At 40.9% G+C, this 12,634-nt stretch carries 13 protein-coding genes; 11 read left to right on the forward strand and 2 right to left on the reverse strand.

Annotated features, from left to right (window positions below; genetic code table 11):
• Positions 1-113 precede the first annotated feature (113 nt).
• The 11 genes from AC4HCY_RS04025 (at position 114) to AC4HCY_RS04075 (ending at position 11,392) form a co-directional block, all read left to right on the forward strand.
• The gene (locus tag AC4HCY_RS04025) at positions 114-485 is read left to right on the forward strand and encodes a response regulator transcription factor (RefSeq protein ID WP_323431102.1); all 372 of its coding nucleotides are present in this window, start codon (positions 114-116) and stop codon (positions 483-485) included.
• Positions 478-1,131 (forward strand): chemotaxis protein CheC, encoded by a 654-nt coding sequence (locus AC4HCY_RS04030; protein WP_323431101.1) that lies wholly within the window; start codon positions 478-480, stop codon positions 1,129-1,131. Before AC4HCY_RS04025 ends, AC4HCY_RS04030 begins: the two co-directional genes overlap by 8 nt.
• Positions 1,124-2,059 carry a sensor domain-containing diguanylate cyclase gene (locus tag AC4HCY_RS04035; protein ID WP_323431100.1) on the forward strand — a complete coding sequence of 312 codons (936 nt, stop codon included), beginning with the start codon at positions 1,124-1,126 and terminating at the stop codon, positions 2,057-2,059. Before AC4HCY_RS04030 ends, AC4HCY_RS04035 begins: the two co-directional genes overlap by 8 nt.
• Positions 2,060-2,180: 121 nt before the next feature.
• A complete protein-coding gene (locus AC4HCY_RS04040; protein WP_491095442.1) occupies positions 2,181-3,227 on the forward strand; it encodes an SPM autocatalytic domain-containing protein in 1,047 nt (348 codons plus the stop codon).
• A gap of 198 nt (positions 3,228-3,425) precedes the next feature.
• On the forward strand, positions 3,426-3,998 hold the full coding sequence (locus AC4HCY_RS04045; protein ID WP_323431098.1) for a DUF3841 domain-containing protein: 573 nt from the start codon (positions 3,426-3,428) through the stop codon (positions 3,996-3,998).
• A 337-nt stretch (positions 3,999-4,335) separates the two neighbouring features.
• Positions 4,336-5,661 carry a glycine/sarcosine/betaine reductase component B subunit gene (locus AC4HCY_RS04050; RefSeq protein ID WP_323431097.1) on the forward strand — a complete coding sequence of 442 codons (1,326 nt, stop codon included), beginning with the start codon at positions 4,336-4,338 and terminating at the stop codon, positions 5,659-5,661.
• Between the two features lie 15 nt (positions 5,662-5,676).
• On the forward strand, positions 5,677-6,999 hold the full coding sequence (gene grdH, locus AC4HCY_RS04055; RefSeq protein WP_491095443.1) for a betaine reductase selenoprotein B: 1,323 nt from the start codon (positions 5,677-5,679) through the stop codon (positions 6,997-6,999).
• Between the two features lie 29 nt (positions 7,000-7,028).
• Complete coding sequence (locus AC4HCY_RS04060; protein ID WP_491096077.1) at positions 7,029-8,492, forward strand: glycine betaine uptake BCCT transporter; 1,464 nt, start codon at positions 7,029-7,031, stop codon at positions 8,490-8,492.
• Between the two features lie 284 nt (positions 8,493-8,776).
• Entirely contained in the window at positions 8,777-9,913 is a 1,137-nt protein-coding gene (locus AC4HCY_RS04065; RefSeq protein WP_491095444.1) for an aldo/keto reductase, read from the forward strand.
• 144 nt (positions 9,914-10,057) lie between these two features.
• On the forward strand, positions 10,058-10,873 hold the full coding sequence (locus AC4HCY_RS04070) for a MerR family transcriptional regulator (protein ID WP_323431094.1): 816 nt from the start codon (positions 10,058-10,060) through the stop codon (positions 10,871-10,873).
• Between the two features lie 105 nt (positions 10,874-10,978).
• Entirely contained in the window at positions 10,979-11,392 is a 414-nt protein-coding gene (locus AC4HCY_RS04075; protein WP_323431093.1) for a DUF3842 family protein, read from the forward strand.
• Here AC4HCY_RS04075 and AC4HCY_RS04080 read toward each other — a convergent pair.
• Both AC4HCY_RS04080 and AC4HCY_RS04085 read right to left on the reverse strand, forming a co-directional pair.
• Positions 11,376-11,957: a uridine kinase family protein gene (locus AC4HCY_RS04080; protein WP_323431092.1), complete on the reverse strand. Its 582-nt coding sequence runs from the start codon at positions 11,955-11,957 to the stop codon at positions 11,376-11,378. The genes AC4HCY_RS04075 and AC4HCY_RS04080 overlap by 17 nt on opposite strands.
• Before the next feature lie 3 nt (positions 11,958-11,960).
• Positions 11,961-12,482 (reverse strand): ECF transporter S component, encoded by a 522-nt coding sequence (locus AC4HCY_RS04085; RefSeq protein WP_323431091.1) that lies wholly within the window; start codon positions 12,480-12,482, stop codon positions 11,961-11,963.
• Between the last annotated feature and the right edge of the window lie 152 nt (positions 12,483-12,634).

Here is a 12,634-nt window from a genome sequence, read left to right on the forward strand (position 1 = left end):
GCTGCCATGCTGATTTTTATAAATATATATGACATATAGTGCACAATATGGTAGACTATTCTCTGGAAATAAACAGTTTAGTATTTTATAAGCTTTAGGGGGATATTTTTAATATGAAATTCTTAGTTGTTGATGATTCTAGTTTTACACAAATTATGACATCAAATCTACTGAAAAAATTTTTTCCGAATGGAGATATTATCACTGCAAGGGACGGATTTGAAGGACTTGAGAAATATAAAGAGGCTAAGCCCGATTATATATTTGTAGATTTACTGATGCCTAAGTTAAATGGGATAGAATTGATAAAGAAGATTAAAGAATGTGACAAAGATGCTAAAATCTTTGTTATTACTGCAGATGTACAAAAAAGCATAAAGGAAGAGACTGAGGCTCTTGATATCAAAGCATTCATCAGTAAGCCATTTAATGAGGACAAAGGCAAATATGTTTTTAATATTATAAAGGATGATTTAAATGAATGATAAGCCTTCAATAAAGAATAAATCGCTAAAGTATGATATGCTGGCGGAGATGTTCAACATAGGTGTTGGCAAATCTGCCAGTCTGCTTTCGGAGATAATTGGCAGGAAGATATTGCTAGATGTGTCTAAAATCGAAATCTTATGCAATAAAGATAAGAATGAAAAACTGGAAGCAATTCTTTCAAAGATTTCAGATGGAGCTTTGATGGTTTCATCAATTGAATTTGAAGAAAAAATTACCGGTAAAGCTAATCTTATTTTTCCAACTAATAAAATGAGAACATTCATAAACCTTTGTATGAATCAAGAGATAGATAATTGTGGAGGCGAAATTAATTTCACCGACATTGATTTTGATGTCATTAAAGAGATTGGGAATATTGTATTGAATTCTATAATGGGGGAAATAGGTAATTTTTTGGACGTAAGTTTAAATTATTCTTTGCCCCAGGTTGAAATTTTCGATAGGAAAAGTTTTAAATCGGGAATTGAAAACACTGGATGGTCATGCATAATAATGTTGTATATATCATTCACTATTGATGGTACTGAAGTACGAGGGGCAATTATCATAAATCTTACATTGAATTCGTTAAATGAATTATTAAGAATAATAGATAAAATGGAAGAGGATCTCTATGAATAATGCAATATTTGGTATTCTTGAAAATCTAAATGAAGGAGTTATTGTACTGAATGGCAAATTGGAGGTTTTGTTTTGGAATAACTATATGGAACATATTACCGGCTTTAAACGGGAGAATGTCATATCGGAAAACCTCTATAAAGTATTGCCCGGATTAGATAAAAATTATATCAAGAAATCTTTAGAAGATGCTATGGCTAGAGGCTATAAATCTTTTTTTTCTGCTGCTATACATAAAGGATTGATAAATGAAAAATTGGAATTAAACTTGAGAATAAGCAGATATGAACAGGATGAATCAAAGCTTTTGATTATTGAATGCATAGATGTTACAAATCAATTTACCCGAATTAATCAACTTAAAGAATATATGAATGAGCTTTGCACCTTGAACAAGAAGTTGAAACAGAAAGAAAAAATGATAAAAAAGCTAGCCTACTATGATGATCTTACGGGATTGGCCAATAGAACGCTTTTTTATAAAATTGCTGAAGAATTTATTGAATTTGCAAAGAGAAATAATACCATATTAGGATTGATGTTCATTGATGTTGATAATTTTAAGTGTATAAATGATAAGTTTGGGCATGAAGCTGGGGATAAAGTTCTAGCGGAAGTTGCCAATATACTGAAGAAAACTACAAGAAAGACAGATATTGTGGCAAGATATGGCGGGGATGAATTTTTAATATTACTTCCCGGTATTAACGAGTATCGCAATTATAAAAAAATTGCCTCCAAAATTGCATGCAAAAGCAATAAAGTTTTTGTTTTTGAAGGAAATAAAATAGAAATATCCCTAAGCATAGGAGTCAGCTTTTACCCACGAGATGGATGCAGTATTGATGAGCTTGTATCAAAAGCGGACAAGGCTATGTATTGTGTAAAAAATGCGGGCGGGGATGGCTGCAAGCATTATCTTGCATAGCGGAATAAGTAAATCAAATCGCTTTATATGCCGATATAATAATTAAATTCATCTGTTCCGGATTGTAAGGAGATAACCGGATAGATGTCTTATTTAAAAATAACGCAAGGAGGCGAAGATCATGAGAATACAAAATTCTTCTGTAGCCATGGCTGGAGAATCAAGACGCATAGAGGTTTACTCAAAGGAAGAGTCGCTCAGAGCATGGGTAGATAAAGACGGAAGGCTGCCCGGCAATGCAATGGATCAAAAAAGTATCATATTAGAAATCTCGGAAGAGGCTAAGGCAATGGAGGCAAAAGCCTCTAAAATCGGAGAAGCAGAAGAAATAGAATTGGAAATCAGCGACGGTGACAAACAAAAGCTTCTTCTGATCCAAAGGATGATAGAATATCTGACGGGTAAAAAGATCAAGTTCTATCTCCCTAAAAAATTGAAGCTGGACAATCCCAATAATGCTGTCAACGGAAGCGGCCAGAACAGCGTGCAAGCAAAGCAAGGCTGGGGTATTGTTTATGAATCCAGAGAATCCCATATAGAACAAGAGAGCATGAGCTTTGCGGCTAAGGGCACAATACACACCTCAGACGGCCGGACGATATCCCTGGAGCTGAGCTTGAACGTAAGCAGATCCTTTGCATACAGCAGCAATATAAGCTTCAGAGCAGGCGATGCAGTGATGGTAGACCCCCTGGTCATCAATTTTGGGACTTCTTCGGCAGGGCTCACCGAAGGAAAGTTTCAATTTGACTTGGATGCAGACGGCAAAACTGAGCCAATATCTTTCTTATCCCAGGGAAGCGGCTTTATTGCTTTAGACATCAACAATGACGGCATTATCAATGATGGCAGTGAGTTGTTTGGGACCAGGACAGGAGACGGCTTCAAAGAGCTTTCGGTTTTTGATGAAGATAATAACGGCTGGATAGATGAAAACGACCCTATATATGAAAAGCTTCGCATATGGATTAAGGACGACAAGGGCAATGATCAGCTGCTTGCACTGGGGCAAAAGGGCGTGAGGGCCATTTATCTGGGTAATGTGGCCGCGGATTTCAGCTTGAAAAATTCGGACAATAGCACGAACGGCCAGATAAAAAGAACAGGCATATATCTGAAAGAAAACGGATCTGCCGGGACAGTGCAGCATGTTGATATTGCAATATAATGCATATTTTCATGTCTCCTAAATTATGACGTCAATGCTAATATGTATGAAAATGTATGTATAAACACAGAATAAAGCAGCAAGAATATGTATAAATTACTAAAAATGCATGGTAATATTTACTTGTTGAATTATGAACTGTAAAGATGTGTAATAAAAACACCTGCTTATACCTGAAGCAAGTGAGGGGGCTACAGCGTGGCATTGCATAAGATAAAGCTTTGGACCAGACAGCATGAAAATGTATTAAAAAGCATTGAAGCTTTTGGCATATATAGGCCTAAAAAGGAGTTCTTGGAGCAGAAATTCGATTCCATCTGGGAATATTATTCAGATGTTTACAGATGGTATGTAGAAAAAGCCGAAAGGATAGTAGCGAGGCCGAAAGGGGCGGAGTTCCCAATATGGCTCTCTGTCACATCGGATATGATGCTTCAGCCTGTGGAAAATAACGTCATAATTGAACTTGAAGCACCTATGGACAAAGTGGTTCTCACCGACTCCGAAAAATGGGGCTATGTTATGAATTATTGGTATCTGCCCATTGACAATAGCGATGAAGAAAAATTCAACGATGAGCTGAAAAGGATGGGTATAGGAGATGAATCTGAATTATACAGGGGCCACAAAGGCAACTTCTATCCCCACCTTAGAAGCAAGATAATCAGAAGCTGGGAGAGGCTTTTTGAAGGAGTGGAGGAGATAACCCCCACTACCCAGGCTACCCTATGGGAAATAAGAAAAGAATGGGTTACTGACATAACCATATAAGTAGTATAAACTAAATCTCAACTCCAAAAAATATTTCATTGAAAATCTTTAGCATAGTATAATCATGATGGCAAAAGCACTCCCATACCTTAAAGGAACTTTCTACCGGTGTATGAGCACTCTTCATATAACATTTCAAATCAATAAAATATCCAATCATTATTCTTTATTATGTACTCCTACTAAAAAAATATATTTTCCTCTTATTATAACATGCCCATATGTTAATAATAAATATTGAAGCTATTGATTATTTCTATATAGAAATATTGCTTCACTAAAAGCAAACAAGTTTACATTACAAACCATATGGAATAGTGATGAGAGGAGTGTAGCAATGAAACTGGAAATAGGTAATTTCTATGTAAAGGACATCGTGTTTGGAGCTGAAACAGAATACAAGGATGGCATTTTGACTATCAACAAAAAAGAAGCCCTCGATGTTGTTTTTGAAGATGAACATATTACAGAAGCGGATCTCCTGGTTGTTAAGCCCGGAGATATGGTTCGTCTGGTTCCTGTTAAAGAAGCTATCGAGGCAAGATGCCGTGTAGGCGGAGGCCCGGTATTCCCAGGAGTGACCGGAGAGCTTATGCAAGCCGGAGAGGGGAAAATCCACGCTCTTAAGGATTCAAGCATACTTGTAGTAGGCAGACATTGGGGAGGCTTCCAGGACGGACTCATTGACATGGGCGGGGAAGGCGCAAAATATACGTATTATTCGAAATTAAAGAATTTAGTTTTGGTTGGAGATACTGACGAAGATTTCGAGAAGAATGAACAGCAAAAGAAAAACCATGCACTAAGATGGGCCGGTATGAGACTTGCTGAATATGTAGGAAAGAGCGTTGAAAAAATGGAGCCGGAGGAAGTCGAGGTTTATGAATTGGAGGCAGTTACAAAGAGATCGGCAGAGGTTAATGAGCTTCCAAGTGTAGTTCTTGTGCTTCAGCCTCAATCACAGATGGAAGAGCTGGGATATAATGACTTAGCCTATGGGTGGGACTGCAACAGAATGCTTCCGACCTTTATGCATCCCAATGAAGTACTGGATGGAGCTATGATCTCCGGATCCTTTATGCCCTGCTCTTCAAAATGGTCAACATATGATTTTCAGAACTTCCCAATGATAAAAAGATTATATCAGGAGCACGGTAAAACACTGAACTTCCTAGGTGTTATAATGTCAAACCTGAATGTTGCTCTCGAGCAGAAGCAAAGAGCGGCTCTTTATGTGGCACAGATCGCAAAATCTCTGGGTGCTTCTTCAGCTATTGTAGCTGAAGAAGGTTACGGAAATCCTGATGCCGATTTTATCGCATGTATAGTTGCGCTGGAAGATGCCGGAGTTAAGACTGTCGGATTGACAAATGAATGCACAGGAAGAGACGGTGCTTCACAGCCTTTGGTCGCTTTGGATGAAAAGGCAAACGCCATAGTATCTTGCGGCAATGTTTCTGAGATGATCGAGCTTCCCGCAATGGAAACAGTGATAGGAGAACTGGAATCCTTGGCAAGGGATGGGCTTTCCGGCGGCTGGAGCAACGATGCAATATTGGGTCCATCGGTTAGAGCGGACGGCTCGATAATAATGGAAAACAATGCAATGTTCTGCGGAGACATGGTAGTAGGCTGGTCAACAAAGACTATGAAAGAGTTTTAAGGAGGTGTATTTTAGATGAAAAAAGCTATTTTGTATATAAATCAGTTCTTTGGACAAATAGGCGGGGAAGAAATGGCTGATCATGCGCCGGAAATAAGGGAAGGCCAGATAGGCCCGGCAATGGAGCTTCAAAAACAGCTTGGTGACGAATATCATGTCACACATACGATCATCTGCGGTGATAACTTTATGGGTTCAAGGCAGGAAGAAGCGATAAATACAATATTAGGCTTTTTAGAAGGCAAGGAGCTTGATATATTCTTTGCAGGACCTGCATTCAGAGCAGGAAGATACGGCAGTGCCTGCGGAAATATATGCAAAGCCGTAAAAGAAAAGCTCAGCGTCCCTGTTATAACTTCTATGAATGAAGAAAACCCAGGTGTTGATATGTTCAGAAAAGAAATGTATATATTTGAGGGCGGAGCCAGTGCAGCAGCCATGAGAAAAGATGTATCCGTTATGGCTAATTTTGGAAAAAAACTGATGAATGGAGAAGAACTTCTTTCAGCTTCTGAGGAAGGCTACTTCGGCAGAGGCATCAGAAAGCAGGTATACCTGAATCCTCCCGTAAATGCTGCAGATAGAGTAATAGACATGCTTCTGAAAAAGGTAAAGGGTGAAAAATACGAAAGCGAGCTTCCCATACCTCCATCAGATTTGGTATCTATAGCACCGGCTATTTCTCCGGAGGAGCTGAGCAAGCTCGAGATCGCTTTAGTTACTTCAGGCGGTATTGTGCCTGTCGGAAATCCTGATAGAATCCAGTCCGCTTCGGCTACTAAATGGGGCAAATATGATGTATCGGAGCTTTATGACCTGGCAGAGGGAGAGTTTATGACGATCCATGCCGGTTATGACCCTGCAGCGGCTAATGCCGACCCTGATGTTGTCCTTCCTTTGGATGCTCTCCGCGCTTATGAAAAAGAAGGCAAGATAGGCGGAGTCTACAAGTACTTTTATGCTACTGTTGGTACTGGTACAACGCAGGCGGAAGCTGCCCGAATGGGGAAGGAGATAGCAGCAGAGCTCTTAGCCGATGGTGTTAAGGCAGTTATACTAACATCCACCTGAGGTACTTGTACGCGTTGCGGCGCAACGATGACCAAAGAAATCGAAAAGGCGGGCATCACTATAGTACAGATGGCTAATCTTATACCTGTTGCCAAGACGGTCGGTGCCAACAGAATGGTTCCGACCATATCGATACCATATCCCCTGGGAGACCCAAGCACACCAAAGGAAGCCCAGTTCAAGCTTCGCTACCACAGAGTGGGTGTGGCTCTAGATGCGCTTACAACAGACATAAAAGAGCAAACTGTATTTAAAGTAAAAATATAGTGGATTGAGGGGATTGCCATATGAAGGAAATGGGAAAAAATAATACAGTATTTATTATTTCCTTGGTAGTGGTATTTGCCATTGTTGCATGGGGCCTATTGGCTCCATCCAGCTTTGGCAATGCTGCAAGCGGATTGTATAGCTATCTGGTAGATAATTTCAGCTGGCTATATCTTATTTCAATGTTTTTGTTTGTAGCATTTTGTGTCATACTTGGCTTTTCAAAATACGGCAATATAAAGCTGGGCCCTGATGATTCAGAACCGGAATTCAGCACGATTTCCTGGTTCGGTATGCTTTTTGGTTCCGGGATGGGAATAGGCCTTGTATTCTGGGGCATAGCCGAGCCATTAAATCATTTCCTCAACCCTCCGGGGCTTGAAGGTGCTACAGCCGAGGCGGCTAATTTTGCTATAAAGCAGTCTTTTTTCCATTGGGGCTTTCACCCATGGGCAAATTATGCGGTCATAGGCCTGGCACTGGCATATTTTCAATTCCGTAAAAATGCACCCGGTCTCATAAGCAGCATTTTCTTGCCTCTCATCGGAGAAAAGGGTGTGAGAGGGCCGATAGGAAAAGCTATAGATATACTGGCCATATTCGCTACTGTTGCAGGTGTGGCTACTTCCCTCGGTATAGGGACGCTTCAGATCAACAGCGGACTTAGTTATATGTTCGGGCTTCCTACTACGACAATGGTCCAATTATCAATAATCGCGGTAATAACCATCATATATATATGGACAGCGGTAAGCGGCATTGATAAAGGAATAAAGCTTTTATCCGACTGGAACTTGATCTTGGCATTTGCTATACTGGCGCTGTCTATAATTATAGGGCCCAAGTTGGCTATGATAAATTCTCTCACAAACGGTATAGGAATGTATCTTGATAAGTTTGTGTATGACAGCTTCCATATAGAAGCCTTCGGTGACAATAGCTGGATAGGAAGCTGGACAATATTCTACTGGGCCTGGTGGATAGCGTGGGCACCATTTGTCGGCACGTTCATCGCAAGAATATCAAAGGGCAGGACTATAAAAGAATTCGTTATTGGAGTTATATTGGCCCCATCTCTTGCGTCCTTTATATGGTTTGCAGTATTCGGATCATTAGGTATAAATCTTGGTGCCAAGGTAGGGGCGGAGGCTATAAAAGTAACAGAAACAGCGTTTTTCATAGTTATGAATAAGTATCCTTTGGGGTATATAATTTCTCTGATCGCTGTATTCTTGCTTGGGACCTTTTTCATTACCTCAGCGAATTCAGCAACTTTCGTCCTTGGAATGATGTCACAGGAAGGGGACTTAAATCCGACAAACCAGAAGAAAATTATCTGGGGCTTGGTGCAAGCATTGCTTGCGTTCGCATTGCTGCTGGGAGGAGGCCTGAAGGCTCTCCAGACAGCGTCCATCGCGGCAGCCTTTCCATTTGCTGTTGTAATGATACTGGCATGTGCAGCGCTTACGAAAGCTTTGAAAGAAGAGGAGTAGATACAAAGGGACGCTATGGATGGAAATTCAGGCGATCCCTTTTCTATTTAATTCTATATTAACTATTGATGTCTCCTATGTGCATATCAATGGTATCCCGATAATCTTTTTATATGCTTTGCACTTGGAATTGCCACATTTTACAGCAAGAAGATGTACAAATTGCCAGAGATGTATGGTAATATTTACTTGTTGGAATAAAGAACTGTGGCTGGTGCAAGAAGCAGCACGGAGGCAGCATGCTCAAAGCGTGCAGTTCAATCTATTATGGAGGGGGTTAAAGTATGCAATACAGAGAATTTAACAAACTGGGGGACAAGCTTTCGGTTCTTGGGTTTGGCGCCATGAGGCTGCCGCTGAATGGTGATGATCCCGGCAATATCAAGGAAAAAGAAAGCATAAGACTGATAAGGTATGCCATAGACAATGGAGTCAACTATATTGATACTGCCTATAATTATCATAAAGGCAAAAGCGAGATGATAGTGGGAAAGGCTCTGAAGGATGGCTATAGGGATAAGGTTAAGCTTGCCACCAAGATGCCGGTATGGCTGACAAATGCATATGAGGATTTTGATAAGTATCTTGACGAGCAGCTTCAGAAGCTGGATACAGACTATATTGATTTTTATTTATTGCATAACTTAAACAAGAAATACTGGACCAAGCTGAGAAGCATCAATGTCCTTGATTTTGTGGACAGGGCTCTGCAAGATGGCAGGATCAAGCATATAGGCTTCTCGTTTCATGATGATGTAAGCTTATTCAAAACAATAATTGATTCATACGATTGGGATTTCTGTCAGATGCAATACAACTATATGAACGAGAATTTCCAGGCAGGCACCGAGGGTTTAGAATATGCAGGCTCAAAGAATATTCCGGTGATGATAATGGAGCCTCTTTTAGGAGGAAAACTGGCTAAAAGGCCGCCAAAAGAAATAAAGGATATATGGGATAAGGCGGCAATAAAGAGAACGCCTGCCGAGTGGGGCTTGAGATGGGTTTTAAACCATAAGCAGGTAGCGGTGGTTCTAAGCGGAATGAACACCGCAAAGCAGGTGGAAGAGAACATCAAAACAGCTGAGACAGCACTTCCCGGTTCCCTAGAACAAGAGGAACTGGATATGATAAAGAAAGTATCGGAAAAGTACCGCTCAAGGATAAAGGTGGACTGTACCGGCTGCGGATACTGTATGCCATGCCCCAATAAAGTGTGGATCCCTTATAATTTTGAAATATATAATGATTTTTATATGTATGAAACCGATAGATATTCGACTGATATGTACAGGAGGCTAAAGACCGGAAATCAGGCAGCATCGGCCTGCGTTGAATGCGGCAAGTGTGAGACTGCATGTCCCCAGGGCCTGTCTATTATGGAAACTCTGAAGAAGGTAGACGTCATATTGGGCAAGTAACTGGATTCAGAATTTATTGGAGAAAGCCTATTTTTCAAATCAAAAGCTTTATGGAATAAATAAAAATTAGTATTGACTCTCCTCCCGGGGAAGGGTTTATCATACTATTGAGGCCTCAAAAAATGTGCACATGGGTGGGTTAATATGTTTAAAATCGGAGACTTTGCAAGAATAAACAGGGTGACAGTCAAGACATTAAGGTATTATGACAATCTTGGCCTGCTGCAGCCTGAAAAGATTGACCACAATACGGGATATCGATACTATTCGGCAGATCAGATGCCGAGGCTCAATAAGATTCTTTCGCTAAAGGATATCGGATTTTCTCTGGATGAGATTTCTGTAATCCTTAATAAGAATATGGATTCGGAGCAGATACAGATCCTTTTGGAATTAAAGCGCTCAGAAGTATTTAACAGATTGAAGGATGAGCAAGCAAGATTGACCCGTATAGAAACACTCATTAAAATGTGTAAACAGGAGGAGTATAGTATGAAATATGATATCGTGTTAAAGAAGATAGAACCTATTAGGGTAGCTTCCCTAAGGGGCACAATACCAAACTACAGCGAGCAGGAACATTTGTGGAATGAGTTGGCAGAACATATACAGAAACACGGGGCAAGGATAGTTCCTCCATGTATGGTTATTTATCATGATATAGGGTACAAGGAAGAAACTGTCGATGCAGAGGTGATTGAGCCTATAGAAGGCAGGCTTCCAGATACTCACCGCATTAAAGTAAAGGAACTGGAAGGTGTTGACGAAATGGCCTGTGTAGTCCATAAAGGTCCATACCAAACATTGAATATGCCATATAGTGCGATTACCAAGTGGATTGAAGAGAATGGATATGAAATAGTCGGACCCCAGAGAGAATTGTATCTAAAGGGGGAATGGATAACATCGGACCAAAATGAATACATCACTGAAATACAGTTTCCAGTGAGGAAAGCGTAAAGCAAGTGAACTCCGGCTTTCCTTTCAGTAAATGCATTGAATGCGTTTTTTATACATTGCAGCTTTCACAGCTAAGCAAGACTATAAAGGGAAAGTGGGGATAATATGAAAACAGTAATAATAGACGGCCAAGGCGGGAAAATGGGTAAAATGCTTGTGGAGCAATTGAAGAAAAGCTTGCCCTCCCTTGAGCTTATAGCTATAGGTACAAACAGCATAGCGACTGCTGCAATGATGAAGGCAGGAGCAGATCACGGAGCAACAGGCGAAAACCCCGCAGTAGTTGTCAGCTCCGATGCGGATATCATAATAGGCCCCATCGGCATCGTAATTGCCGATTCCATGCTGGGGGAGGTCACGCCGGCAATGGCAAAGGCAATAGGGCAGAGCAAGGCTGAAAAAATATTGATTCCTGTAAATAAATGCAACAACCATGTAGTGGGTTCACGGGAACTGCCTCTATCCGAATATATAAAGCTGGCAGTAGAGCTTGTTGAGAGCATTAGCAAAGAGATGTAAATACTAAATCGCAGTTTTGGGCTATATTCATTTCTGAAAAATATTTATTCTCAAGAGGTATCCATTCATCAATAAAGCGGCGCAGCATATGCTCTCCGCTGCGCTCAAGGATTCTGCGTTTTTGTGTTTCCGGGTCAACTCCTAAAAAAATCTTTAAAGCATAGGCGCCATGGAGGGTGGGATGCATACTGTAAACACCCTCCACAATGCTGAGCTTTTTAGGGCATACATCGATGTAGTCCGCTAGGCTCCCCAAGGAGCAGTCATATATTTGATATCGGAATTTACGATTTTTTCTAATCTTATCTAAAACCTCATATTTAAAACGGACATAATCAACATTTCCTCCGGTTTCCTTCATCCTTTCCTCCGTTCTTTGCTCGGGGCGCAGGAAAAAATCATCCATATGGAAGATGTTGCAATCATAAAGGCTGCCTAAGCGGGCGGCAAATGTGCTTTTGCCGCTGCCGCTATTGCCGTCGATGGCTACTATTACCTCTTTGCCTTCTTTCAGCAGCTCATCAATGGCGAAAATAGCCTCAGGATATATTTCCCCTTGTATCAAAGCTTACATCATCCTTTCCAGGTGCCTGTTTTTCTGGACAGCGGCATATATTAAGGGAATCAATATGAGCTGTATGATGATTCCGGGGAGAGCCGTTACAAAGGCGCCTGAGATAAATGCCGACCAGGCATATGATTTTCCCGACAGGCTGAGCAAAACTACGTTGGAAACTCCCAATACCGCCCTGCCGGAGAGCATTGCTATTATAAGGGCGACAAAGGTATTGGTCTTCTTTGATGCCAATCCTATGACAGCTCCGTAAGTTGCAAGCTCGAGGGCCATGGCTGTGGCTACGGGATAAAGGGGAGGCATTCCAGTCAGAATGCTTGACAATAACGGTACAACAGCTCCTGCGGCCAATCCGTATTTCCAGCCGCATATAAGCCCGCATAATAAGACGGGAATATGCATGGGCAGAAATATGGAGCCGGATAGGGATAGGGCATGAAATGCAACAGGGAGAGCAATTCCTACAGCTGTAAGGAGTCCTGCAAGAACGAGTCTTTGAGTCGATGATTTTTTCATTGTAATTCCCTCCAAAATAAAAATACCACAAAGCAAATGCTTCCCTTGAGAAAGCATATACCTTCGTGGTATAGTTTTACTGATTATGAGTTTAATTCTATAAGTACGCTAACTACAGTTAACAATTATCATTAGTATAGCATGAGGTATGC

This window comes from Lutispora sp. QWL-02 (genome assembly GCF_058315355.1).

Bases quoted from the DNA above. Each gene is read 5' to 3' on its own strand.
- AC4HCY_RS04050 (WP_323431097.1), top strand. From the start codon at position 4,336: ATGAAACTGGAAATAGGTAATTTCTATGTAAAGGACATCGTGTTTGGA.
- AC4HCY_RS04040 (WP_491095442.1), top strand. From the start codon at position 2,181: ATGAGAATACAAAATTCTTCTGTAGCCATGGCTGGAGAATCAAGACGC.
- AC4HCY_RS04075 (WP_323431093.1), top strand. From the start codon at position 10,979: ATGAAAACAGTAATAATAGACGGCCAAGGCGGGAAAATGGGTAAAATG.
- AC4HCY_RS04035 (WP_323431100.1), top strand. From the start codon at position 1,124: ATGAATAATGCAATATTTGGTATTCTTGAAAATCTAAATGAAGGAGTT.
- AC4HCY_RS04085 (WP_323431091.1), bottom strand. From the start codon at position 12,482: ATGAAAAAATCATCGACTCAAAGACTCGTTCTTGCAGGACTCCTTACA.
- AC4HCY_RS04060 (WP_491096077.1), top strand. From the start codon at position 7,029: ATGGGAAAAAATAATACAGTATTTATTATTTCCTTGGTAGTGGTATTT.
- AC4HCY_RS04065 (WP_491095444.1), top strand. From the start codon at position 8,777: ATGCAATACAGAGAATTTAACAAACTGGGGGACAAGCTTTCGGTTCTT.
- AC4HCY_RS04025 (WP_323431102.1), top strand. From the start codon at position 114: ATGAAATTCTTAGTTGTTGATGATTCTAGTTTTACACAAATTATGACA.
- AC4HCY_RS04030 (WP_323431101.1), top strand. From the start codon at position 478: ATGAATGATAAGCCTTCAATAAAGAATAAATCGCTAAAGTATGATATG.
- AC4HCY_RS04070 (WP_323431094.1), top strand. From the start codon at position 10,058: ATGTTTAAAATCGGAGACTTTGCAAGAATAAACAGGGTGACAGTCAAG.